This is a genomic window from Bacillus sp. LB7, from assembly GCF_030449715.1.
Classification (GTDB): Bacteria; Bacillota; Bacilli; order Bacillales; family Bacillaceae; genus Bacillus; species Bacillus paralicheniformis.
Genome location: NZ_JASGCA010000021.1, coordinates 35,016 through 59,228, shown reverse-complemented (window position 1 = coordinate 59,228; position 24,213 = coordinate 35,016). Strand labels below are relative to the sequence as shown.

The following is a 24,213-nucleotide window of genomic DNA, read 5'->3' as shown; positions in this document are numbered from 1 at the left end:
CCTTTAGAATCCAAGACATGGAAAGTTTTCTTCAACTGGTTTATGTAATGGATATGGCCCTCTATTTGAACGATCTCTCCGGTTTCCGGTCCGTTAAGCATTGGCAGCGGCTTAAATACAGAAAACTGAACTGGATTATTAAACTCCATTGCTTCACTTATGGCCATTTCCATATCCTCGATCTGAGACATGTCAAGAACCGGCCTTTTCACTTTGTTCTGATTGCTTTCTAATTCGCGGAGCAGGCCGACATGCTCGGGCAGCATCATGGCCGTCCATTTGATTGATCCCCGATCTTTCAAGTTGTCATCTTTCATGGTGTTCATCTCCTTGAAATGATTACAAGGGAACGTTTGTTCTGTTATCAACAAGAAAAATTAGCCATTAAAAAACTTCTTTAAGAGAAGGGCTTATTTCGGTTCGATTTTTATTATTACTGCTGTATCTGGAAGTTTGGCTAAATGTACAGAGTAATCCCCATCTTCTATATCCAGCATATCTTGATCGCTTTTTAAAAGTTCATTTAAATGTCCAATATCAATTCCTAAAATTTGAAAAACTACGAGTGTATTAAAGAGACCCATATCGGATGCCATATTATCTGAGCCAAAAGTGGATAAATTTAAACCGTTGAAATTTTGTTCGTTATCATACCATGCATTCAAAGTAAAACTGCCACCGGAGTCATCACTTTCACTTATTAGCACTCTTGTATAGATATTTTTATTTTCGTCATATTCAAAATCCCCAATATCATCAAAAATAATTCGATTGAGAATAGGAGAGTTCATTTCTTCATCGTTTTCAATTTCCTCAGCTTTTTCATTGTATGCCTGTGCAAACTCTTCAAGGCTGAAGTTAAATGCTTTTTGGCTACTCTCAACGTTATTTGTTTGGATGTTACTGTCTTCACTCTCAGCGTTCTTTGTCTCTTTTTCTTCAGAAGACGCATTTTCACTGCTGCACGCGGATAAAGTGAAGAATAAAAGAAAAATGGATAATAAAAAAATAAAGTTCTTCATAAAAAAATCCCCCTCTGGTTTTAAAACGAACATTTACATTTTAAAACAAATGAGGGGGAATTTCTATTAAGCCTTCTAACACTTGGCTTCAACAATGCTCTTGATGCTTTTTAATGACCACAAAAATGACCACATGACCACATAAACCGAGTTAATTCTAAAAAGCATGTTTCCCATAATCTCCGCGTGTTTTACCTCTGTTTCACCCTGTTTAAATTGAAAAATACAAAGTCAATATGTTCGCTCTCCTCGGCAAGCCTGGCTTCGAAGAGAAAAAAGCAGAGCTTGAGAAACGTTTGGATCAATAAACGAAAAAACAGCCTCCGGACTTATTGTCCCGGAGGCTGTTTTAATTCGTATGACGGATGTTGAAGTCCGGTAGACGGATAAAATTCGTCATGTGTGTAGATGAATCCTAATTTTTCTAATCGTTTTCGTGAAGCTGTATTTTCAGGGTGATGTCCCGCAAACAGCTTTTTTGCCCGGATTTTGTTAAATGCGTATTCAATCATGGCCTCAGCCGCTTCAGATGCATAACCTTTACCCCAAGCCGAACGGACGAGATGAAAACCAAGCTCGTACACATCATTTTCCGGGTGATAGGGACGAAGTCCGCAGCATCCGATGAATTCATTGTTTCTTGTTTTAAATATCGGGAAGTATTGCACACCGTGTGTTTTATATTGTTCGATTTCCAGCAGCAAACGGTTTCTTATTTCGCTATCGGTCATAATTCCGTTTGCTGTCAGATATTTGGCCACATCTCGATTTCCCCACAATGTCTTTGCCAAATTCAAATTCTCTTTAGCCTATAAAGAAAAGCCGATGCGTTTTGTTTGCAGAAAGCAGTGTTTCATTCCATTCCGATCCCCCTTGTAAGGTAGCAGTTCACCTTATTTTAACACGGCCATAGCCGGCGGGGCTCTTTAACCTAATGATTCATCCCGTAAATCGTAAACGCGAGATAAGTCGCAAAAAAACTCCACAACACATAAGGGACTAAGAGAAGTGCTGCTCTTTTATGAATTCGAAGTGTGATCAAGGCGAGCGCAAGGGCGGTCATAGCTACGAAAAAGGAGTCGGCCGCGGCAGCAAGTACGTTTTTTTCCGTGAATTGAAAATAGCTGAATGCCTGGTTAAACAAATAGTTAATGATCAGCATGATCCAAAATGGCGCCGCGTTTTTTCTCAGATCGTATGTGACATACACGAGCGCCGCCGCTAATGAAATGAAGGCGAACAGCACGCTCCAGATGGTTCCGATCAAACGGCCTGACGGTGTCCAATCCGGTTTGTTCAATGACTCATACCATTCCCGGTCTACAGGGAATAAAACGCCCGCGAGTGAAAACAGTGCATATGTAGCAATAAATACGATCACAGCCGTTACTAATTTTTTTCTTTTCAATCGAAGTTCCTCCCCGTCATAAGCTCATACCTTTGTCTTTCCCAATTCGTTCAAATATACTCATACCGCACAAGCTTCTGATCCATACTAAAAAAATAAAACGGTTTGGAGTGACATTATGGCATTTGTATTAGAAACATTGTTTCTCATCTTAACGGCTATTGTTCTGCTGAGAATTTCGGGAAGAAAATCAATTTCGCAGATGACGATAGCCACCACCGTCGTCATGATTTCCATCGGAACGATCATCGTTCAGCCGATCATTGAAGACAGCATTTTTAAAACGGTGGCAGCTGCATCGATCTTTATCATCGTCCTTCTGTTGATCGAGTATTTTAACATGAAGTTTGATTTTTTTGAAAGCCTGATTGTGGGGAAAGCCGTTGTATTGATCGAAAACGGTGAGCTTCAGGAGCAGAACTTAAAAAAGCACCGCATTACCGTCGACCAGCTGGAAATGAGGCTCCGGACACAGGGGATTTCAAAATTATCCGATGTGAAATATGCAACGCTGGAATCAAACGGTATGATCGGCTACGAGTTAAAGGATGACGCCAAGCCTTTAACTGTAGGAGATTATAAAAAAATTCTCCAGATGATGGACAACAATCAGCAGCAGCCGGAGGACAATCTGTTTAAGGAAATCAATGAAGGGCACCTGCACGAACCTGATAAACAATTGCGCTAGGGCCCTGAAGTATAAAAACGAAAAAAGGAGTTTTTTTATGATAAGCTTACCTTCTGAACTGGAAAACCGGTCGTTTTCTCTTTATCATCTCGAACAGACGCTCAAGCCTCTCGGTTATGTAATCAGCGGCGGCTGGGAATATGACCGCGGCTTTTTTGACTATAAAATTGATGATGAGGAAGGATACTTATTTTTGCGGATTCCGTTTGAAGCGGAGGACGGACAGCTTGATTCGCAAAATGCGACGGTCAAGCTCGGTACACCGTTTTTGCTTCGCCACGTCTATCAGGAAGCGCTGGACGACTACGTCGTTCAGGGGAATTTTCGCGCATCTTTTGACCAGTTTGCTGAACCAAAAGAAAAAGACGCCGATATTCCCGGCGTCTATGAAAAGCTTGGCCAATCGTATGTAAAAGAACTCGAAAAGGCGCTTCTTTCCTAAAGTGACAGCAGCTGGTCTGTCGGCTGAAGCTTGTACGAAAATGAAGGAGACAGCACAGGCCCGTCTTTTTGGTGAATACCGATGACGAAAATGTCTTCCTTCATGAAATGGTGAATCACTTCTTGAAAAGACGCACCTTCCATCGTCTTCGGAAGCGGAACCCGATGGACTTTGAAATGAATATCGGCTTCCTTAAATAGCGGATCAGGAAGCTGATTTTTAATGAGAAAATGCTGCAGCATCGCTGTTTTTAAAAGGTCCGCCGTACTGATGATTTGGTTCGCTCCGGCGCGCTCGGCATTTTTTTTCTGCTTTTCCGTCAAGATTTCTACAACGCAATACACCGACGGGTTCAAGCCTTTAACAGCCAGCAATGTTAAGACCGACTGCATATCTGCAGATATTTCGCTTTTATGCTGATCGGCGGTAATAAAGACGATTTCAGCTTCTTCAATATTGGCTTTTTGCAGTGTGGCATCATCCGCAGCGGGTCCTCTGATGAAATGAATGTTTTCCATCAGGGGGCCTTCCTTTAGTGTTTCATCAATGAGCACGATCGTTTTGTTTGAATCGGCGGCCTGGAGCGTCCTCATCAGCTTGTTGGATTTCTCGTTCCAGCCGATCAGGATCATATGTCCCTTGCCTCTGTAGTTGACCTTGCCTTCGGCGTAGCGCTGCTGCTTGCTGAAAGCGGCCGTCGCCATCGTTGCAAAATAGGCTGTGACAAACGCTGCCCCCATTAAAATAAGGAGCATGCCGACGGTTTTGCCGAGCGCGGTTTTAGGGACAAAATCGCCGTATCCGACTGTGGAGACGGTGATCAGCGCCCACCATACGCCTTCAAAAACGTTTGAAAACTGCTGCGGCTCGACGAAGGTGATCAGCTGACCGAAAAGGATGATCAATAAAAAGATAATGATTGCGATGCGAACATATATCGGCCACCTCAGCCATGCGATAAATACACGGTTTGATTTCATGCTTCTTCACCGTCTTTCCGCAGGGAAAATGATAAAATCTCTTTGATGATTGCATTTAATTTTTGATTGGTGCTTACTTTCCCGTGCTGTTCGATGGCTTGTTTGATCATTTCTGCCGTTTCTTCTTCAAATTCGATCAGCTGCTCGTCTTTTTCCGATTCGTTATAGAGAAGAATGAACGCATCAAGCCCTTCATTCATTTTATCAATCGCCGTGCTTAACTGTTCTTTTTCCTGATCCGTTACTTTCACCGTGTCACCACCCGAGTTCTCCTTTTTATTCAGTATATCCCTATTTTACAAAAATTTTTCAGGTAAAAATAAACCTTCGTTAACCGACAATAACCGGTAGAGCTGAAGATTTTTACTGCGGCGTCATATCGGTTCCCGTCCTTCCATACACTTTTTATAAACGGATGAGGGATGGGAGCGGAATGTCCTGTTTAATGAGGCTCTTTTTCATACTGGTCGGAGTCCAGCTGATGGCGGCGGCATCCATTCAATTCATTTTTGATTTAAACGCCGTTTATCATTCCTCTGATGAAGTATTCTGGAGGGAGTTTTTCAAGGAGTTGTCCACAAGGCCGCCTTTCTACATCATGATGTCAGGAATGGTGCTGATCTTTATCGGGGTTTGTTTACCGCGAAGAAAAAGGTAGTGCACTTTTCTGTACAAAAGGAAATCCCTCGGGATAAAATATATTTACAATTAAAATTTTAAACGACTTATCACAAGAGGGAAGATGATTGCATGAGCATGATTTTTTACTTGTTAACATTTGCTGCATTAGGTTTATCGATTTGGGCACAATTTAAAGTGAAGAGCAACTTTGAAAAATATTCAAAAGTAGAGGCGTCAAGCGGGAGAACTGGAGCCGAAGTGGCCAGACAGATTCTCGACCAAAACGGCCTTTACGATATCCCGGTTGAACCGGTAAGAGGAACCTTGACAGACCATTATGACCCGACAGCACGCGTTGTGCGCCTGTCCGAACCCGTATATTACGGCCGTTCAATTGCAGCGGTTTCCGTTGCTTCCCATGAATGCGGACATGCCCTCCAGCATCAGGAATCATACGGCGCACTTGTTTTGAGGCATAAGATGTTTCCGATCGTGAACTTTTCTTCGGGAGTGGCGCCATTTTTGTTTATCGGCGGAATGCTGCTCGGAAGCCTGAATCTGATCGGACTCGGCATCATTTTGTTTTCGGCGGCCGTATTCTTCCAGCTTGTGACACTGCCTGTTGAATTTAACGCAAGCTCACGGGCAAAAAGGATCATCGTTTCAGAAGGAATGATCCGCAACACGGAAGAAAGAGGCGTCAGCAAGGTGCTGGATGCCGCTGCTCTGACATATGTTGCAGCAGCGCTTGTATCGCTGTTTGAGCTGCTGCGCTTCGTCGCAATTTTCCTGTCCGGTCGTAATGATTAACCATTCGTCTTAAGGAGGTGGCCCCTTACCATATTTGGTAAGGGCTTTTTTTGAATATCCTGAATCTCATACTCGTCATACTTTTAATTGCAGCTACGGCTTTTTTCGTTGTCGCCGAATTTGCGATCGTCAAAATCCGCGGCACAAAAATTGATCAGCTTGTTGAAAGTGGTGATAAGCGGGCAATTGCGGCCAAAAGAGTGGTGACAAATCTTGATGAATATTTGTCTGCCTGCCAGCTCGGCATTACCATCACCGCATTAGGGCTCGGCTGGCTCGGAGAATCGACATTCGAACGGATCATCCACCCACTTTTTGAATTATTTGGCCTGCCTGAATCCGTTTTAAGAGTGGCTTCGGTTGTTACCGCATTTATCATCATTACATTTTTACACGTTGTGGTCGGCGAGCTTGCGCCAAAAACGATTGCGATTCAAAAAGCTGAAGCCGTCAGCTTATGGACGGCGAAACCGCTCATTTTGTTTTATAAAATCATGTTTCCGTTTATCAAACTGCTGAATGGTTCGGCCCGGCTGTTAACGAAGCTGTTCGGGTTCCATTCGGTTAAAGAGCATGAAGTGGCAATCAGTGAGGAAGAGCTGCGGCTTATGTTGTCTGAAAGCTATAAAAAAGGAGAAATCAATCAGACTGAGTATAAATACGTCAACAAAATTTTTGAATTTGACAACAGGCTGGCCCGGGAAATCATGGTGCCGAGAACGGAAATCGCTACCCTATTGGCTGATCAATCGATAAAAGAAGCGATTGAAACCGTCATTAATGAACGCTATACGAGATATCCGGTCATTAAGGACGATAAAGACCATATTATCGGAATTGTCAACAGCAAGGACTTGTTTAAATCGTATTTTCTCGACCAGACGATTCCTTTAACTGACTTAATGAGACCTGTCATCAGGGTGATTGAGAACATACCGATCCAGGAGCTCTTGATTCGCATGCAGAAGGAACGGATCCATATGGCCATTCTTGTTGATGAGTACGGCGGAACGGCAGGGCTGGTTACGGTTGAAGACATATTGGAGGAAATCGTCGGGGAAATCAGGGATGAGTTTGATCAGGACGAAATGCCGCACATTATAAAAAAAGGCGAACACCATTATATTATGGACGGAAAGGCATTAATCGACGAAGTGAATGACCTCCTTCATATCGCGATTGAAAACGAAGAAGTCGATACGATTGCCGGCTGGCTTTTGACGCAAAAGATGGAGCTGAAAAACGGGGACATCTTCAAAACTGAGGGATGCGAATTTAAAATTCTTGATGCTGAAGATCATCATATCCGTTTCATCGAAGTGAAAAAAACGGATTTTTAAAAAGACAGCTGCGGGCGGACCGCGGTTGTTTTTTAGTTCGATGGCCGTTCTTTATTTCAATATTTATTCAAAGATAAGAGGATAGATCTATGGAAATTCATGACTTTTTACGAATGTACTCCGTTTCGTTCTTTTTTATAATATGATGTATAAATAGGAGGAGGTTTTCAATACGTGAAAAACAACCGTTTTCTAAAATCGATTCTGCTATGGGGAGCCGTATGCATCATGCTGCTGGCGGGTCCGCTCTCGGCGCTTGCTGCTTCGTCATCAAACCCGTCGGATAAATTGTATTTTAAAAACAAAAAATACTACATATTCAACAATGTATGGGGAGCCGACCAGGTCAGCGGCTGGTGGCAGACCATTTATCATAACAATGATTCAGATATGGGCTGGGTATGGAATTGGCCGAGCAATACCAGCACGGTAAAAGCTTATCCATCGATCGTCAGCGGCTGGCATTGGACTGAAGGCTATACTGCGGGCAGCGGCTTCCCGACCCGATTGTCAGATCAAAAAAACATCAACACGAAAGTCAGCTATTCGATCAGCGCAAACGGCACCTACAATGCCGCATATGACATTTGGCTCCACAATACAAACAAGGCGAGCTGGGATTCGACTCCAACCGATGAGATTATGATCTGGCTCAATAACACAAATGCCGGACCTGCCGGTTCTTATGTCGAAACTGTTTCGATTGGCGGGCACAATTGGAAAGTATATAAAGGCTATATTGATGCTGGAAGCGGCAAAGGGTGGAACGTGTTTTCATTTGTCAGAGCGGCAAACACCCAGCGTGCGAACCTGAATATTCGGGATTTCACGAATTATCTTGCCGACTCCAAACATTGGCTTTCCAAAACAAAGTATGTCAGCAGTGTGGAATTTGGTACGGAAGTTTTCGGAGGCACAGGACAAATTAATATTTCCAATTGGGACGTAACGGTCCGTTGATGGATTTACACCGCTCTTTTACAAAAAGGGCGGTTTTTTCTTCGTCTAAAACACCTCATAACTGTCATTAGACATTTATATAATAAATGAAATGAACTCCTAAGGGGTGTTTGAATGACAAGGGCATGGTGGAAAGAGGCTGTCGTCTATCAAGTGTATCCGCGCAGTTTTATGGATTCGAACGGGGATGGCATCGGAGATATCAACGGAATCAGAGAGAAGCTTCCGTATATCAGGGAGCTCGGGGCAGATGCCATATGGATTTGTCCGGTCTTTGATTCTCCCAATGCCGATAACGGTTATGACATCAGTGATTATCAAAGCATCATGCCGGAATTTGGCACGATGGACGACTTTGACGCTCTGCTGACTGAAGCGCATCAGCTCGGAATGAAACTGATCATCGATCTCGTCATCAATCATACGAGCGATGAACATCCATGGTTTATCGAATCAAGGGCAGAGCGGAATTCCGGGAAGCGGGAGTGGTATATTTGGCAAGACGGAAAGGACGGGAGCGAACCGAACAACTGGGAAAGCATATTCGGCGGATCAGCCTGGACTTATGACGAAAAAACAGAGCAGTATTATCTGCACCTGTTTCACGAAAAGCAGCCGGATCTGAATTGGGAAAACAGTGACATGAGAAGCGCTCTTTATGACATGATCAACTGGTGGCTTCAAAAAGGAATCGACGGGTTCAGGGTTGACGCGATTTCACACATTAAGAAAAAAGAAGGACTTCCGGATCTGCCGAATCCGGAAGGGCTCTCTTTTGTGCCTTCATTTGCTTATCATATGAATGTCGACGGGATTATAGCGTTATTGCAGGAACTAAAAGAAAATATGTTCGCCGGGTATCCTCATATCATGACAGTCGGCGAAGCAAACGGTGTCAGCGCTGAAGAAGCGGAGGACTGGGGTGGAGAACCAAACGGGATATTCAGCATGATTTTCCAATTTGAACACCTAGGCCTTTGGGGGATTGAAGGCGGAGAACTCGATATTCCCGAACTCAAGCGGATATTGTCAAACTGGCAATCGGCTCTTGAAGGGAAAGGGTGGAACGCGCTTTTTATCGAAAATCATGATCAGCCCCGGGCCGTTTCAGTCTGGGGAGATGACGGGAAATACAGAATAGACAGCGCAAAGGCCTTAGCTGCAATGTATTTTTTGATGAAAGGCACCCCGTTTATTTATCAAGGGCAGGAAATCGGAATGACAAACGCGATTTTCTTCGATATAGATGATTATGATGACGTTTCAATTAAAAATGATTACCGGATTCAAAAAGAAAAGGGCCGCTCACACGAAGATATCATGAAGGCGGTTTGGAAAAAGAGCAGGGATCACGCGCGCACGCCGATGCAATGGACGGATCGGCCAAATGCCGGCTTTACTAAAGGGGAACCGTGGCTCTGCATGAACGAAAATTACAAGCTGATTAATGTCGTTCATCAGCAACATGACCCCCGGTCGGTCTATCATTTTTATAAACGGTTGATCGCGATCAGAAAGCGGTATGACGTCTTCATCGACGGATCATATGAACTGCTCCTGCCTGAGGACCGGCAGATTTTTGCATACTTGCGAAAGCTTCGGGAAGAAACGGCCATCGTGATCGTCAACCTTAGCGCGCGCCAGGCGTATTACCATCATCCCGCATACCCTTTATGTACAGACGGACTGCTGCTGTCAAATGCTGATATCAACGCGCACAAGCACCTTACATCTTTTGTGATGAACCCTTATGAGGCGCGCGTTTACATGATCAGACAGGAAATCGGCGATTTGTAACGAATAGAGAAAGGGTGCCAGGAAAGGAGCGGATTCGTATGTTGAAAAAAATACAGATTCAAACAAATCGTCGCGATGAAATGCTTGATATTACAAATGACGTCCAAAGATTCATTTCTGAAAATGACGTTTCCAGCGGCGCTGTTATCGTCTACTGTCCGCATACAACGGCAGGCATTACGATCAATGAAAATGCCGACCCCGATGTCAAACGCGATATGCTGAGACGGTTCGATGAAGTGTATCCGTGGGAACATGAGCTTGACCGCCATATGGAAGGGAATACCGCCGCGCATTTGAAAGCGAGCACGGTCGGGGCATCGCAGCATATCATTATTGAAGGGGGCAGGCTTGTCCTCGGGACTTGGCAGGGCATATATTTCTGCGAGTTCGACGGCCCGAGGCACCGGACATGCTATTTTAAAATCACAGCCGATTGAAAGGAGAAAATAAAAATGAATCAGTTCATGGAACGTCTCTCTTTATCAAAGCCTGTGATCCAGGCGCCGATGGCGGGCGGACCGACAACACCAAGGCTCGCCGCCGCCGTATCAGACTGCGGCGGCTTAGGCAGCCTTGCATCCGGCTATTTGGCGCCGGAAGTTCTTCAACAACAGATTCTGGAAACCAAAAAGCTGACATCAGCCGGGTTTCAAGTCAACCTCTTCATTCCGGAAAAACGGGAAAACGTCAGCCGGGAAAAATATGAAGGGTGGCAAGAGAAGATACCTTATGCACGGTCGGCTTCACTCGTGCCAGAAGAGAAACACGATTGGGATGATTTTTACGAGAAAATAGAAATCATACTAAAGGAAGGGATCAGCGCCGTTTCATTTACATTTGGCCCGCCGCCGGCCGATGCCGTCAAAGAATTGAAAGACCGAAACTGCTGTTTAATGGGTACCGCCGTTTCGGTTGAAGAAGCCGTGATGCTTGAAGAATTGGGGATGGATGTCATCGTTGTTCAAGGAAGTGAAGCCGGCGGCCACAGGGGTGCCTTCTTGAAAACGAAGGGAGAGCCCGCTGTCGGCTCGATGGCGTTCATTCCCCAAGCGGCAGATCACGTGTCGGTTCCGGTGATTGCGGCGGGCGGCATTTTTGACAAAAGAGGTGTTGCGGCAGCTTTTGCCCTCGGCGCACAGGGAGTTCAAATCGGCACCGCTTTTTTGACGTGCGAAGAAAGCGGAACACATCCTGCATACAAACAAAAATTGCTTGAAGCGGTTGAAACAGACACAAGGCTGACCCGTTTGTTCTCAGGGAAGCCGGCAAGAGGCATCGTCAATCAATGGATGGAAGACAGGCGCCCGGACGAAGCTGAAGCGCTGCCTTATCCTCTGCAAAATACGCTGACGCAGCCGATGAGAAAACAGGCGAAGCTTGAAGGGAATCCGGACGGCATGTCATTGTGGTCCGGACAGGGCGTGCGGGCCTCCGTGCGGCTAACGACGGTGAAGGAGCTGATGGATCAGCTTGTGCCTGCCGATGTGCTATCTGATCATTTGTATTAATGCAGGAATATCAACCCGTGTCACTTGAGATAGCAGATAGGCGGACGTCTGTGCATGAGGCTTTCTCAGCCCGTTCAGTTTTTCAATGATCGTTTCGCCGCTTAAGATCCCCAGACCGTGTGCCGCATAGAGATTATTTTCAAGTAAAATAGCGTTTTCTCCGCGCCACTGCGGTCTTTCGGGATCGAATTCAGGGTTCTTGAAATACAGGCAGTCTCCCGGAAGGTAGTCGTTTCCCTTATCCGTATAGATCGGCAGCCGCTCATAATGCCAATCATATAAAATGATTCTTTGATAATTCCGGTCAAATGTCTGATCGTCGATCGTTTTGAGGAGCGCCATATAAAAAATGATGACAATCGCAGTTGCGCATTCAAAAGCATAAAGAGAGCCGCTTTCAAAAATATTTCGAATCGCCTTTGAAGCCGGCGCCCTGTACTTCAACTCCAAAGCCCCCTCAGGCGTCACCCTCCAAAACTCTTCATTCCCGTATGTCTTTGAAAAGGTGGCAAACTTCGCTCCGCTGTTGATCAGCTCTCTGGCCGATTCGACGGTATGCACTCTGAATCTTAGCTCAAATAACAGTTCTGAGATTGAACCGTATCTATATCTGGACGGCATGGCCAGCATCCGGTTGGCAATGTCTCTCTGCGTCTGACTGACATTCAGTTTTTCGATATCCTCTGGACGGAGCCAGTAGCCCGAAACACTTATCATAGGATACACCCTTTTTCCTTTTTTATTAGCGTATGCCTGATGCTTGGGCAGGAAAACGGTCTAATTTTCCGCTTTTTTTACTTAAAAAATAGACCCCGTCTCCGATAAAAGTAGAGAAAGGGGAATCTCACATGAAAAAGCTTTTAAATTGGATGAAACGTCCTTCTATTTCTAAAAAATTAATTTTCTCATTTATATTCATTTTAACAATTCCAATCTTGGTTCTTTCGGCTACTTCATATTTTACGGCCAGCAGCACACTTGAGGATGAGATTTTGAGAAGTGCGAAAGACAATATCGATGAACTGAACGACATCATTCAGCAAGATATCGGCAGCAAGGAAACTTCTATTGCGTATTTCAGCGAATGGATTGATCACAAAGCGTACAAAGAGAAAGGGCAGACTGCCATTAAACAGCGGTTTGAGCAGTTTGCAAAACAAAATCCCGACGTCGAACTCGTCTTCACCGGTTCGGAGGATAGCGTTTACGCACAATATCCGAATGCTCCATTGCCTGACGGGTATGACCCGGTAGAACGCGACTGGTATAAACAGGCCGTCCAGGAAAAAGGGAAAACGATTGTAACTGAACCTTATGAGTCTGCATCAACGGGGCATATGGTCGTCACGATCGCCAAGCAGAATAAAGACGGTTCTGGCGTAGTCGCCCTTGACTTGAACATTGACAAGCTGATCAAATCGGCAAACAGCATCAGCATCGGAAAAACCGGCTATGCATTCATCATCGGCGAAGGGAAAACGTATGTCGCCCATCCGAAAATGAAAGCCGGCACAGAAGCAGAAGCTGATCTGACAGAGCAAATGTTCAGCAAAGAGAGCGGCTTGTTCACCTTTAATGAAAAAGGAAAAGAAAAGAAAACGGTCTTCACGACAAACAAACTAACCGGCTGGAAAATCGGCGGAAAGATGAACACAGCGGAGATTAAAGACGCTGCCCAGCCCGTGCTTCACATGGCAGTCATGACATTGGCAGGCGCGATTATTCTCGGCGGCATCCTTGTTTACTTTATCGTCCGCGCGATCAGCAAGCCTTTAAATCAACTCGTCTCTTCTGCAAAAAGCATCAGCGAAGGAGATCTGACACAAAAAATCGCTGTCCGCTCCAAAGACGAATTCGGCCAGCTGGGCACAAGCTTCAACGAAATGGCTGACTCGTTGCGCTCGCTGATCAGCACGATTCAGGAATCGGTCGACAATGTAGCATCTTCATCAGAGCAGCTGACGGCAAGCGCGGACCAGACAAGCAAAGCGACGGAGCACATTACATTAGCCATCGAGCGGTTCTCAAGCGGCGCTGAAAGTCAAAGCGATAAAGTTGAAGCGAGTTCCCAGCGGCTCAGCCAAATGAATGACAAGCTGAATGAAATCGCAGGCGTATCAGAATCGATTACAGAATCCTCGGGTAAATCGACGGAAATTGCCGAAACAGGCGGAGAGCTTGTCCAACAAACGGTCGGGCAGATGAATTCGATCGACAGGTCCGTCAGACAGGCCGAACAGGTTGTCAAAGGGCTTGAAGCGAAATCGAAAGATATCACCGCGATCCTGCGCGTCATAAACGGAATCGCCGATCAAACGAATTTACTGGCGCTGAACGCCGCCATCGAGGCAGCGCGGGCCGGCGAATCAGGCAGAGGCTTCTCGGTTGTCGCTGAAGAAGTCAGAAAGCTTGCGGCCCAGTCAGCAGGATCGGCAAAAGAAATCGAAGCGCTGATTCAGGATATCGTCAGAGAAATCGAACATTCGCTCAACATGTTCAAGTCGGTCAACCAAGAAGTACAGTCAGGGCTCGAAATTACGGAAGAAACGGAAACGAGTTTTAAACATATTTACGACATGACAAACGAAATTGCAGGCAAGCTGCAGACGATGAACGCTGCCGTAGAGCATTTATCAACAGGTTCTCACGAAATATCCGACGCGGTCGAAGAGATCGCCGACGTATCGCGTGAAAGCTCTGCCGGCATTCAAGACATCGCTGCTTCAGCGGAAGAACAGCTGGCTTCCATGGAAGAAATCAGCTCATCCGCTGCGACGCTCGAACAAATGGCTGAAGAACTGCGCGACTTAACGAAAAAGTTTACAATTTAATGAAAAGAGGCTGCTGGTCAGCCTCTTTTTTCAGCCCTTTTTTTTAGAATCTTCAGAAATACTTTTTAAAGTTTTTTAATATGCAAAAGTAAATGAAAGCTCCGATATTAGTTTCATAATCTAGAAGCTAAAGGAGTTATATCAAATGAAAAAGGTATTGGACTGGCTTAAACGTCCGTCTATCTCAAAAAGGCTGTTTTTCAGCTTTATATTGGTTTTAACTTTGCCGATTTTGGCCTTATCCTATAGTGCGTACCAAACGGCGGGAAGCTCTCTTGAAACGGAAATCATGAGAAGCGCGCGCGATAATGTCGAACAGCTGAATGAGATCATAGACCAGAATATCGGAAAGAAAGAGCAGGCTGTTTCCTTTTTCAGCGGCTGGGTGAATGAAAAGCTTTATAAAGAAAAAGGGAGCGCATCACTTGTAGAGAGATTCGAGCAGTACGCCAAGCTGAACCAGGATGTGGAAGCGATCTACACAGGTTCAAAAGACGGCAAGTTCATCCGCTATCCCGCGGAAAAAATGGCGAAAGATTATAACCCTGTGGATAGGGACTGGTATAAGCAAGCCGTTGAAAATAAAGGAAAAGCAATTATCACAAACCCTTATAAAACGGCGTCAACCGGAACGATGGTCATCACGATTGCAAAGCAGACGGAGGACGGCTCAGGAGTTGTTGCCGTTAACATGAAAATCGATGAACTTATCAAAGCGACAGAACGCGTCAACATCGGAAAAAGCGGCTTTGCGTTTATCTCAAGCAATGATAAAAAATATGTCGCCCATCCGAAGATCGAAGCCGGAACCGAAGGCAAAGGCGTCTGGGTTACACAGATGTACGGCAGTGAAAAAGGTGATTTTCAATATACATTTGAAGGAAAAGAAAAGAGAATGGCCTTCACGACGAACAAGCTGACCGGCTGGAAAATCGGCGGAACGATGTTCACGGATGAGATATCAGAGGCAGCCCAGCCTGTCTTCCACATGGCGATCATCATTTTGGCAGCCGCGATCTTGCTCGGCGGGATTCTCATCTACTTCATTATCCGCGGAATCAGCAAGCCGTTAAGCGAGCTCGTGTCATCCGCAAAGAGCATCAGCGGCGGCGACTTGACACAAAAAATCGCAGTCCGTTCAAAAGACGAATTCGGTCAGCTCGGCACAAGCTTTAATGAAATGGCCGAATCGCTGCGCTCGTTAATCAGCGTCATTCAATCATCAGTTGACAATGTAGCTTCATCATCTGAAGAGCTTCATGCCAGCGCAGAGCAGACAAGCAAAGCGACTGAGCATATCACAATGGCTATTGAACAGTTTTCTGACGGTAATGAAAGCCAGAAAGAAAAAGTCGAAGCAAGCTCGCATCAGCTGAATGAAATGAACGACGGGTTATATGATATGTCGAAAACATCAGCCGCGATTACCGATGCGTCGCTGAAATCGACTGAGATTGCAGGCAAAGGGGAAGAGCTTGTTCAAAAGACGGTCGGTCAAATGAACTCGATCGATCGGTCTGTCAAGCAAGCGGAAGCGGTTGTCAAAGGGCTCGAAGCCAAATCAAAAGACATCACAAGCATTTTGCGCGTGATTAACGGAATCGCCGATCAAACGAATCTGCTCGCGCTCAATGCCGCGATCGAAGCGGCAAGGGCCGGGGAATCGGGCCGCGGCTTCTCGGTAGTGGCTGAAGAAGTCAGGAAGCTCGCCGCACAATCCGCCGGTTCGGCGAAGGAAATTGAACATTTAATTCAGGAAATCGTCAAGGAGATCGACAACTCCCTGAACATGTTCAAATCGGTCAATCATGAAGTACAGTCAGGACTTCGAATCACAGATGAAACAGAGACAAGCTTCAAAACGATTTACGATATGACCAATGATATCGCAGGCAAGCTGCAGACGATGAATGCCGCTGTCGAACAATTGACGCAAGGTTCCCGCCAAGTCGCGGGTGCGGTCGAAGAAATCGCTGATGTATCGAAAGAAAGTTCGGCAAGCATTCAGGACATCGCTGCTTCAGCCGAGGAGCAGCTCGCTTCAATGGAAGAGATCAGCGCTTCCTCCACCACATTGGCGGAGCTGGCTGAAGAACTGCGTGATTTGACACGGAAATTTAAGATTGAATAGTTTTAAAACATCCGGTTTTCCTCCGGATGTTTTTTTAGTTATTTTAGACTATAAAAAGTTATAAAATCCGTATAAAAACTTTTAAAAGAATCCGATATTAGAAATATAACAGAAAAGAGGAGTCAACAATTCCATGTCAAAGATTGTCAATTGGGTGAAGCGTCCCTCCATTGCAAAGAAATTAATTCTTTCATTCTTGCTTATTTTAACCGTTCCAATCATCGTCCTTTCCTATAGCGCGTATCAAACGGCAAGCAGTACGCTTGACGGAGAAATCATGGACAATGCGCGCGAAAACGTTAATCAGCTGAACGAAATCATCAATCAGAATATCAGCCAGAAAACAAACGCCATGTCCTATTTCAGCGGGTTCATTAAAGAAAACTCTTTTAAAGGAAAAGAAAGCGACGCTTTAAAAGTGAAATTCGAACAGTTCGCCAAGCTCCATCCCGATGTTGAAGGGATCTTTACCGGATCAAAGGACGGAAAGTTCATCCGTTACCCGGATCAGGAAATGCCGAGCGGATATAATCCGGTAGAACGGGACTGGTATAAAAAAGCCGCCGAACACAAGGGCGAAGTCATTATTACAGACCCTTACAAAACGGCGTCAACCGGAACGATGGTTATCACCATCGCCAAGATGCATGAAGACGGATCCGGCGTGGTCGCCGTCAATATGAAAATCGAAGAGCTCATTAAAGCGACAGAACGCGTGACCATCGGGAAAAAAGGCTATGCCTTTATCACCAGCGCCGATAAAAAGTTTGTCGCCCACCCGAAACATGATGCGGGCTCAGATATCGAAGGCAGCTGGGTGGAAAAAGTATACGCCAATGACAAAGGAACATTCAAATATACGCTTGACGGCGAAAAGCAGATGGCATTCGCGACCAATAAGCTGACCGGCTGGAAAATCGGCGGAACCATGTATATCACTGAATTAAAAGAAGCGTCACAGCCTGTGTTGAATGCAGCTCTGATTACGTTGGGCGTCAGCATCATCATCGGTGTGCTTCTTATGATTTTCATCATCAGATCGATCACAGGTCCGCTCCGCGAACTCGTTTCCTCTGCGAAAAGCATCAGCGGAGGCGACTTGACGCAAAAAATCACTGTCCGTTCAAAAGATGAAATCGGACAGCTCGGATCAAGCTTCAACGAAATGGCCGAATCGCTGCGCTCTCTAATCAGCGTCATTCAGACATCGGTTGAAAACGTCGCTTCTTCGTCAGAGGAGCTGACTGCGAGCGCGGATCAGACAAGCAAGGCGACAGAACATATTACATCTGCTATCGAACAATTTTCAAACGGAAACGAAAGCCAAAATGAGAAAGTGGAAATCAGCGCGCAGCAGCTGGCAGACATGAACAGCCGATTGCATGAAATGACCAAAGTCTCAGCATCGATTACAGAATCATCCATTCAATCGACGGACATTGCCGGTACAGGCGGAGAGCTTGTTCAAAAAACGGTCGGACAAATGAATTCCATCGATCATTCCGTTAAACAGGCAGAATCCGTCGTGAAAGGACTTGAAAGCAAATCAAAAGACATTACGGCAATCCTGCGCGTGATCAACGGCATCGCAGACCAGACGAATTTGCTCGCGTTGAACGCTGCAATTGAAGCCGCAAGAGCCGGTGAAGCCGGGAGAGGGTTTTCTGTAGTAGCAGAAGAAGTGCGCAAACTGGCTGAGCAATCCGCCTCATCGGCAAAAGAAATCGAAGCGCTCATTCAGGAAATCGTCAATGAGATCGGAAAGTCGCTGGACATGTTCCAGGACGTCAACCGTGAAGTACAGTCGGGACTTACCATCACAGATGAAACAGATACAAGCTTTAAGCAGATTTATGATATGACAAACGAAATCGCCGGCAAGCTGCAGACGATGAATGCGGCAGTTGAAGAGCTGTCAGGAGGGTCGCAGCAAGTCGCGGGAGCGGTTGAAGAAATTGCAGACGTATCGCGTGAAAGCTCAGGAAGCATTCAAGACATCGCCGCTTCGGCTGAAGAACAGCTCGCTTCAATGGAAGAAATCAGTTCTTCTGCGGCTACGCTTGAACAAATGGCTGAAGAACTGCGCGATTTGACGAAAAAATTTAAGATTGACTAAACATCAGGCTGCCGGCGATCCGGCAGCCTTTTGCGCGGAAAAAGGATTTTTAAAAAGGGACGGGAAAGGGGATAAATAGGTTTAAACAGACTGTCATCTATCGTACACTGGTTGTACAGGAGGGATCAATTATGCGACTGGAAGGCAAGAAAGTGATCGCGCTTGTCAGCGATGACTTCGAAGATTTAGAACTGTGGTATCCAGTTTTAAGGCTGAGGGAAGAAGGAGCGATCGTCCACCTCATTGGTGAAAAAGCGGATCATGAGTATAAGGGAAAATACGGCGTACCTGCTGTCTCTGATTATGAGCTGAAAAGCGTGAACATTGAGGAATACGACGCCGTTCTGGTTCCGGGAGGCTGGGCGCCTGACAAGCTCAGAAGATATCCCGAGGTACTGGAGATGATTCGGTGGTTCAACGAGAGGAAGAAGCCTATCGGGCAAATCTGCCATGCCGGCTGGGTGCTGATTTCCGCAGGAATATTGGAAGGCAGGAAGGTCACAAGCACACCCGGGATCAAAGACGATATGGAAAATGCCGGAGCGGTCTGGGTGAATGAAGCAGCGGTCGTCGACGGCCACATCGTGTCAAGCCGCCGCCCGCCGGATCTGCCGATCTATGTCAAAGCCTTTGCCGATCTTTTGGCGCAATCCTAAAACAGATGAGCCGCCCGTTCATTCGAAACGAGGCGGCTCATTTATTACTTTTGATCAGCGGGGAAAACGAGACCGATCTGTTTGCGGGCTTCATCCATGACCGCCAAGGTGTCTATAGAGCGTTCAAATGTGTTAAACGAAGACTCGATTTGCCCTTGTTTAATTAAATGAATGAACTCCTCTGTTTCATAAAACATGGCCGGTTTGTCATCCGGCAGCGTAAGATGTTCAACCCGTCCGTCCCGATAGCAGATGTCGACTTTTTCAGGGCGGTGGATTTTATCGATGACGATAGAGCCTTCCTCCCCTTGTATTTCAGCAGGAGTGAAGGAATTGGAGATTTTCGAGTGCATCAAAACGGCTTCGTGCTCCTCGTATTTTAACAGCACCGTTCCTTCACCGTCCGCCCCCGACTCAAGGATCAGCCCGTTCGCTTTGACTTCGAGGGGCTTGCCGAACAGGACGATTGCGGGATGGACGCAATAGACACCGATATCCATCAGGGAACCGTTCGATAAAGCCGGATTAAATGCGTTTAAGACGGTTCCGTTTCGATAGGCGTCATAGCGGGAAGAGTATTGACAGTAGCTGGCTGTAAAACGGCGGACTTTGCCGATTTTGTGCAGGTTGCGTCTGATGTTTTTAAAATTCGGAAGAAATGTCGTCTTCATCGCTTCCATAAATGTCACGCGGTGTTCCTGCGCTGTTTTTACCATTTCTTCCGCTTCTTTGGCATGGGACGCAAGCGGTTTTTCGCACAGGACGTGCTTTCCGCTTTTCATGAATGTAACGGCCTGTTCTTTATGTAAAGAGTTGGGACTTGCGATATATACCGCATCAATAACATCGCTCTCAGCCATTTCGCCGATATCGGTAAAAACCGCCTCGGCCCCGTATTTTTGCGCGAATTCACGTCCGCGCTCCCCGCTCCTTGAATATACCGCGGTTAATTGAAAATCGCCGATCAAACGGGCCGCTTCAAGAAACCGGTCGGTGATCCAATTTGTTCCGACTACCCCGAACCGTATCATGCTATTTTCCCCTTTCGCTGTAGGATATGTTTATTATACAGTGTTTGCTTTTGCCGGCGAAAGACAAAAAGCCGGAAACACCGGCGTATATGTATATCATCAACAAACGTTTGCAAGCGGAAAAAAAGACCAATAGCAATGGTTTTATTTTTAGTATGAGGAGTAATAGTGTACAATTTAATGTATAAAACCAACGTTAATGGAGGATCGCCATGGACTCTTTGAATATGTGGGGCGGCAGATTTAAGAAGTTTTTTTTAGACAATAAATTCGTCCTGTTTCTGCTCGTTCTGCTCTTGATCGGATTGAACATCCTTGTATTTACAAAAGCATCGTTTATTTTCACGCCTTTCATCGTTCTTGTGGAAACCATCGCCCTGCCTGTCGTGCTGACAGGTGTCGTTTATTATTTGTTAAATCCGATCGTTGATTTTCTAGAGCGGAAAAATGTGAAAAGGATTTATTCGATTCTTCTTCTCTATATTGTGATCATCGGTCTGATCACGATTTCGATCGTCTCCGTTATCCCGCTGTTAAGGGAACAGATCACAAGCCTTGTCGATAACTTCCCAAGGTATGTCCACACTGTGGAAGACCAAATTAAACAGCTGATCGGAAGCCAGTTTTTTAATCAGGTCCAGCAGACGCTGAACATCAATCTGACCGATTTGGCAAGCAAATTATCCGATCAAGCCACCACTATTTTAAACAGCACATTTACCGGAGTGGGAACGTTCATAGGCGCCGTGACAGAAGTTGTGATTTCGATTGTGACCGTGCCGTTTATCCTGTTTTACTTATTGAAAGATGGTAAAAAACTGCCGCTCTTTATTTTGAAGCTCGTACCGGTCCGCTTGCGGGAACAGACGTATGTGATGATGTCTGAGATGAATCACCGGCTGAGTTCGTATATCAGGGGGCAGATCATCGTCAGCTTCTGTATCGGCTGCCTATTGTTTATCGGATATATGATCATCGGTCTTGATTACGCTTCTCTTTTGGCCCTTGTGGCGGCGTGTACGAGCATCGTTCCGTATCTCGGACCGACGATTGCGATCACGCCGGCAATCATTATTGCCCTGGTTACTTCCCCGTTTATGCTTGTGAAGCTGATCATCGTTTGGACTGTGGTGCAGCTGTTTGAAGGAAAATTTATTTCGCCGCAGATTATGGGAAAAAACCTGCACATCCATCCGGTCACGATCATCTTTGTGCTGTTGACGGCAGCCAAGCTGTTCGGCGTGATCGGTGTCATTCTCGCCATCCCCGGATACGCGGTCATCAAAGTGGTTGTCACGCATTTGTTTGAATGGTTTAAACAGCGTTCGCACCTTTATGAAAAAAACGAAGAAGTCTGAATCCAGCTTGCATAATCGGCTTTTAAAGGCGATATAAATAGTTTATTAGAGGACAAGTTTTAAAAGGAAGCGAAAGGAATGACATATGAATATTTGGGATATGTTTGTCGCCGTCATACTCGGAATTGTTGAAGGATTAACAGAATATGCCCCTGTTTCGTCAACAGGGCATATGATCATTGTTGACGACGTCTGGCTGAAATCGAAAGAACTGCTTACGCCGGAGGCGGCGAATACCTTTAAAGTCGTGATTCAGCTCGGCTCCATCCTTGCTGTCGCCATCGTATTTAAAGACCGGATTCTCAACCTCTTAGGCGTGAAGAAAAACATGACGGAAGAGCAGAAATCGGGAAACCGCCTTTCCATCGCCCAAATCGCTGTAGGACTTGTTCCCGCCGCTGTGCTCGGCTTTTTATTCGAAGACTATATTGATCAGTACCTGTTTTCCGTACGCACCGTTGCGGTCGGTCTCATCGCCGGCGCGGTGCTGATGCTCGCGGCTGACTGGATCAACCGGCGCACGGAGACGACAGATTCGGTTGACCGGATGACATATAAGCAGGCGCTCGGTATGGGGCTGTTTCAATGTCTGGCGCTCTGGCCGGGCTTCTCTCGCTCGGGTTCGACGATTTCGGGCGGTGTTATTCTCAGCTTGAACCACAGAGCGGCCGCGGATTTCACCTTCATCATGGCGATTCCGATCATGATGGGAGCCAGCCTTCTCTCTTTAATCAAAAACTGGGCATATTTAAGTGCAGACCTGCTTCCTTTCTTTATTGCAGGGTTTATCAGCGCTTTTATTGTCGCTCTTTTCGTCGTCCGCTTTTTCCTCCGGCTGATCAATAAGATCAAGCTTGTCCCGTTTGCCATCTATCGAATCGTTTTAGGGCTTCTTCTGTTCATTTTGTTTCTGTAAGAGTAAGAATACGAACCGATTTCCAGCTGGAAATCGGTTTTTATTATAGGCAAAAAGAATGATATTCTATTATTTCCCACTATAAAACTGCCTGCCAACTTACTATACTAGTAAGAGGGAGGAGATATTGAAATGTTTATTATCGCATGTCTATTGATTATCTTAGGCTTCATGCCTATTTTTTATAAAGCGAACCACAATACAAAAGATGTGAAAGTCAACACGATTTCGGTCGAGCGCGTCCAGGCTCCCGCTTTAAAGAAAAAGCTGAACATTCTTCATCTGTCTGATCTTCATTTAGAAAACATTTCGATTTCACCTGAACAGATTCTTGAACTTGCCAATAAAAAACGAGTGGATCTCATTGCTTTAACAGGAGATTTTCTTGATAGGAAACGAAATATACCAAAGCTTGCAAACTACTTAAAAGCTTTGCAAAAACTAAAGCCGGCATACGGGATGTACGCTGTATTCGGCAACCATGACTACGTATTGAAAGGCGAACACTTTCGGAAGCTGAAACGTGTGCTGGAAGATAACGGATGTATCACCCTTCGAAATCAGCATGTCTCGATTGAAGTGGAAGGTGAGGCACTCAACATTATCGGGATTGATGATTACAGCACGAAGCGAAGCGATATTGCCGCTTCATATCAAGAGCTGAAGGAAGGGTACAACCTTGTATTGACGCATGATCCGAACGTTGTGCTTGATATGCAGGAATTTCACTTTGACTATCTTCTGTCAGGGCACTTTCACGGCGGTCAGATTCATTGGCCGAAGCCTTATCATCTTCTGAAGATGGGAAAGCTTGTGCGAATGAATATGATTAAAGGTCTTCACTATCATCATGACAAACCGTTTTATATCAGCGAGGGATTGGGCCAGACGGGAGCGAACATCCGCATTGGAAGCCGTCCGGAAATGACATTCCATCACATTTCATAAAAAGAAGAGGCTGTTCCTGTTTTGAGGGATCAGTCTCTTTTTTTGTTATTTCTGCAGATAGGACTTGAACAATTTTTCTTTCGAGATAAATAAATATTGGGAAGGAGGAATTTTACGAAGGGAAAATTGCTTTGTTGTTAAATATAAAATCGGAATCTGCGTCAGTTTTTTAAAGACTCTGTAAAACTGGTTTGCGGGCTCAACCGCTTCAAAACCGAGCCTTTCAACGCCTTTATGCAGCGTCGTAATACCGATGATGCCTTTGATTTGGTCTGTCCGGTGATGATTTTTGACATATTCGGCCAGGATTGGCATTGAAAAGTACGCCTTTTGATAAATGAGGATGCCTCTTCTGACAGCGCTCTCAATATTTTGAAGCTCTTTGATCAGCTTAATATTGTGCAGATGAATTTTGATCAGAACATCGTTCTTTTTAATAACCGTCCCGTCGTTTAACACCACATCGATCCCTTTGTACCTTGTCAGACGGACGCGAAAAATGCTCGATTTCGTTTGGTCAATGAGTGTCAGTCTTGAAAAAAAATAATAAAACGGGTCAATTACACTCCAAATCGACAAAAAACAGTTTCTCAAGTCGCCACTTTCCTTTCCTGAAAAAATACACTTATATTTTGGCTGGATATTTG

General features: G+C 45.5%; 25 protein-coding genes and 3 pseudogenes. 19 read left to right on the top strand and 9 right to left on the bottom strand.

Translation table 11 applies throughout. The features are described 5' to 3' along the window. Both QMZ64_RS20050 and QMZ64_RS20045 read right to left on the bottom strand, forming a co-directional pair. Nucleotides 1-317 (bottom strand): YolD-like family protein (locus tag QMZ64_RS20050; protein WP_301441531.1); only part of this gene is annotated, 317 nt, incomplete at its 3' end. 93 nt (nt 318-410) lie between these two features. Then, nucleotides 411-1,022, bottom strand: a complete 612-nt coding sequence (locus QMZ64_RS20045; RefSeq protein ID WP_301441530.1) for a hypothetical protein — start codon at nt 1,020-1,022, stop codon at nt 411-413. Nucleotides 1,023-1,237: 215 nt separating this feature from the next. On the opposite strand from QMZ64_RS20045, the pseudogene QMZ64_RS20040 reads away from it, so the two are divergent. Continuing rightward, nucleotides 1,238-1,330: pseudogene (locus QMZ64_RS20040) on the top strand (hypothetical protein); the annotation flags it as partial. 21 nt (nt 1,331-1,351) lie between these two features. Here the strand turns inward: QMZ64_RS20040 and QMZ64_RS20035 are convergent. Continuing rightward, the gene (locus QMZ64_RS20035) at nt 1,352-1,813 is read right to left on the bottom strand and encodes a GNAT family N-acetyltransferase (RefSeq protein ID WP_265625810.1); all 462 of its coding nucleotides are present in this window, start codon (nt 1,811-1,813) and stop codon (nt 1,352-1,354) included. A gap of 140 nt (nt 1,814-1,953) precedes the next feature. Beyond that, the gene (locus QMZ64_RS20030; RefSeq protein WP_265625811.1) at nt 1,954-2,430 is read right to left on the bottom strand and encodes a TspO/MBR family protein; all 477 of its coding nucleotides are present in this window, start codon (nt 2,428-2,430) and stop codon (nt 1,954-1,956) included. A 118-nt stretch (nt 2,431-2,548) separates the two neighbouring features. Between QMZ64_RS20030 and QMZ64_RS20025 the strand changes: the two genes are divergently transcribed. Together QMZ64_RS20025 and QMZ64_RS20020 are read left to right on the top strand one after the other, a co-directional pair. Next, nucleotides 2,549-3,118, top strand: a complete 570-nt coding sequence (locus tag QMZ64_RS20025) for a DUF421 domain-containing protein (protein ID WP_265625812.1) — start codon at nt 2,549-2,551, stop codon at nt 3,116-3,118. 37 nt (nt 3,119-3,155) lie between these two features. Then, the gene (locus QMZ64_RS20020; protein ID WP_020452758.1) at nt 3,156-3,560 is read left to right on the top strand and encodes a YugN-like family protein; all 405 of its coding nucleotides are present in this window, start codon (nt 3,156-3,158) and stop codon (nt 3,558-3,560) included. On the opposite strand, the gene QMZ64_RS20015 is transcribed toward QMZ64_RS20020, so the two are convergent. Continuing rightward, nucleotides 3,557-4,540: a potassium channel family protein gene (locus tag QMZ64_RS20015; protein ID WP_265625813.1), complete on the bottom strand. Its 984-nt coding sequence runs from the start codon at nt 4,538-4,540 to the stop codon at nt 3,557-3,559. The genes QMZ64_RS20020 and QMZ64_RS20015 overlap by 4 nt on opposite strands. Next, nucleotides 4,537-4,791, bottom strand: a complete 255-nt coding sequence (locus QMZ64_RS20010; RefSeq protein WP_301441529.1) for a protein mistic — start codon at nt 4,789-4,791, stop codon at nt 4,537-4,539. The genes QMZ64_RS20015 and QMZ64_RS20010 overlap by 4 nt, the downstream gene beginning before the upstream one ends. Nucleotides 4,792-4,973: 182 nt before the next feature. On the opposite strand from QMZ64_RS20010, the gene QMZ64_RS20005 reads away from it, so the two are divergent. The 7 genes from QMZ64_RS20005 to QMZ64_RS19975 all read left to right on the top strand — a co-directional run bounded on the left by QMZ64_RS20005 (nt 4,974) and on the right by QMZ64_RS19975 (nt 11,579). Beyond that, entirely contained in the window at nt 4,974-5,198 is a 225-nt protein-coding gene (locus QMZ64_RS20005) for a YuzI family membrane protein (protein WP_165425793.1), read from the top strand. 98 nt (nt 5,199-5,296) lie between these two features. After that, nucleotides 5,297-5,971 carry a zinc metallopeptidase gene (locus QMZ64_RS20000; protein ID WP_023856125.1) on the top strand — a complete coding sequence of 225 codons (675 nt, stop codon included), beginning with the start codon at nt 5,297-5,299 and terminating at the stop codon, nt 5,969-5,971. 50 nt (nt 5,972-6,021) lie between these two features. Continuing rightward, a complete protein-coding gene (locus QMZ64_RS19995) occupies nt 6,022-7,311 on the top strand; it encodes a hemolysin family protein (RefSeq protein WP_265625814.1) in 1,290 nt (429 codons plus the stop codon). A gap of 174 nt (nt 7,312-7,485) precedes the next feature. Then, a complete protein-coding gene (locus tag QMZ64_RS19990) occupies nt 7,486-8,271 on the top strand; it encodes a GH12 family glycosyl hydrolase domain-containing protein (RefSeq protein WP_265625815.1) in 786 nt (261 codons plus the stop codon). 114 nt (nt 8,272-8,385) lie between these two features. Then, nucleotides 8,386-10,068, top strand: a complete 1,683-nt coding sequence (locus tag QMZ64_RS19985) for a glycoside hydrolase family 13 protein (RefSeq protein WP_265625816.1) — start codon at nt 8,386-8,388, stop codon at nt 10,066-10,068. Nucleotides 10,069-10,106: 38 nt separating this feature from the next. Continuing rightward, nucleotides 10,107-10,508: a secondary thiamine-phosphate synthase enzyme YjbQ gene (locus tag QMZ64_RS19980; protein ID WP_265625817.1), complete on the top strand. Its 402-nt coding sequence runs from the start codon at nt 10,107-10,109 to the stop codon at nt 10,506-10,508. A 15-nt stretch (nt 10,509-10,523) separates the two neighbouring features. Then, nucleotides 10,524-11,579, top strand: a complete 1,056-nt coding sequence (locus tag QMZ64_RS19975) for a nitronate monooxygenase (RefSeq protein WP_265625818.1) — start codon at nt 10,524-10,526, stop codon at nt 11,577-11,579. Here the strand turns inward: QMZ64_RS19975 and QMZ64_RS19970 are convergent. After that, nucleotides 11,559-12,296 (bottom strand): protein-glutamine gamma-glutamyltransferase, encoded by a 738-nt coding sequence (locus QMZ64_RS19970; RefSeq protein WP_301441528.1) that lies wholly within the window; start codon nt 12,294-12,296, stop codon nt 11,559-11,561. The two genes, QMZ64_RS19975 and QMZ64_RS19970, sit on opposite strands and share 21 nt — an antisense overlap. A 131-nt stretch (nt 12,297-12,427) precedes the next feature. On the opposite strand from QMZ64_RS19970, the gene QMZ64_RS19965 reads away from it, so the two are divergent. From QMZ64_RS19965 to QMZ64_RS19950, 6 genes and pseudogenes are all read left to right on the top strand, one after another. Next, nucleotides 12,428-14,410, top strand: a complete 1,983-nt coding sequence (locus QMZ64_RS19965) for a methyl-accepting chemotaxis protein (protein ID WP_265625820.1) — start codon at nt 12,428-12,430, stop codon at nt 14,408-14,410. 145 nt (nt 14,411-14,555) lie between these two features. Then, nucleotides 14,556-15,596, top strand: a pseudogene (locus tag QMZ64_RS23395) (cache domain-containing protein); the annotation flags it as partial. Then, the gene (locus tag QMZ64_RS23390) at nt 15,591-16,541 is read left to right on the top strand and encodes a methyl-accepting chemotaxis protein (RefSeq protein ID WP_404841185.1); all 951 of its coding nucleotides are present in this window, start codon (nt 15,591-15,593) and stop codon (nt 16,539-16,541) included. The pseudogene QMZ64_RS23395 and the gene QMZ64_RS23390, both read left to right, overlap by 6 nt. A gap of 133 nt (nt 16,542-16,674) precedes the next feature. Continuing rightward, a pseudogene (locus tag QMZ64_RS23385) lies at nt 16,675-17,712 on the top strand (cache domain-containing protein); the annotation flags it as partial. Beyond that, complete coding sequence (locus tag QMZ64_RS23380) at nt 17,707-18,657, top strand: methyl-accepting chemotaxis protein (RefSeq protein WP_409365423.1); 951 nt, start codon at nt 17,707-17,709, stop codon at nt 18,655-18,657. The pseudogene QMZ64_RS23385 and the gene QMZ64_RS23380, both read left to right, overlap by 6 nt. A gap of 131 nt (nt 18,658-18,788) precedes the next feature. After that, complete coding sequence (locus QMZ64_RS19950) at nt 18,789-19,313, top strand: type 1 glutamine amidotransferase domain-containing protein (protein WP_025809689.1); 525 nt, start codon at nt 18,789-18,791, stop codon at nt 19,311-19,313. A gap of 44 nt (nt 19,314-19,357) precedes the next feature. Here QMZ64_RS19950 and QMZ64_RS19945 read toward each other — a convergent pair whose 3' ends face one another. Then, nucleotides 19,358-20,344 carry a Gfo/Idh/MocA family protein gene (locus QMZ64_RS19945; protein ID WP_265625823.1) on the bottom strand — a complete coding sequence of 329 codons (987 nt, stop codon included), beginning with the start codon at nt 20,342-20,344 and terminating at the stop codon, nt 19,358-19,360. A gap of 212 nt (nt 20,345-20,556) precedes the next feature. On the opposite strand from QMZ64_RS19945, the gene QMZ64_RS19940 reads away from it, so the two are divergent. From QMZ64_RS19940 to QMZ64_RS19930, 3 genes are all read left to right on the top strand, one after another. Next, the gene (locus tag QMZ64_RS19940) at nt 20,557-21,702 is read left to right on the top strand and encodes an AI-2E family transporter (RefSeq protein ID WP_243942425.1); all 1,146 of its coding nucleotides are present in this window, start codon (nt 20,557-20,559) and stop codon (nt 21,700-21,702) included. An 85-nt stretch (nt 21,703-21,787) separates the two neighbouring features. Further along, nucleotides 21,788-22,618 (top strand): undecaprenyl-diphosphate phosphatase, encoded by an 831-nt coding sequence (locus QMZ64_RS19935; RefSeq protein WP_265625824.1) that lies wholly within the window; start codon nt 21,788-21,790, stop codon nt 22,616-22,618. A gap of 132 nt (nt 22,619-22,750) precedes the next feature. Then, the gene (locus tag QMZ64_RS19930; RefSeq protein WP_265625825.1) at nt 22,751-23,566 is read left to right on the top strand and encodes a metallophosphoesterase; all 816 of its coding nucleotides are present in this window, start codon (nt 22,751-22,753) and stop codon (nt 23,564-23,566) included. Between the two features lie 45 nt (nt 23,567-23,611). Here the strand turns inward: QMZ64_RS19930 and QMZ64_RS19925 are convergent, their stop codons facing one another. After that, the gene (locus QMZ64_RS19925; RefSeq protein ID WP_023856115.1) at nt 23,612-24,160 is read right to left on the bottom strand and encodes a YkoP family protein; all 549 of its coding nucleotides are present in this window, start codon (nt 24,158-24,160) and stop codon (nt 23,612-23,614) included. Nucleotides 24,161-24,213: the final 53 nt, after the last annotated feature.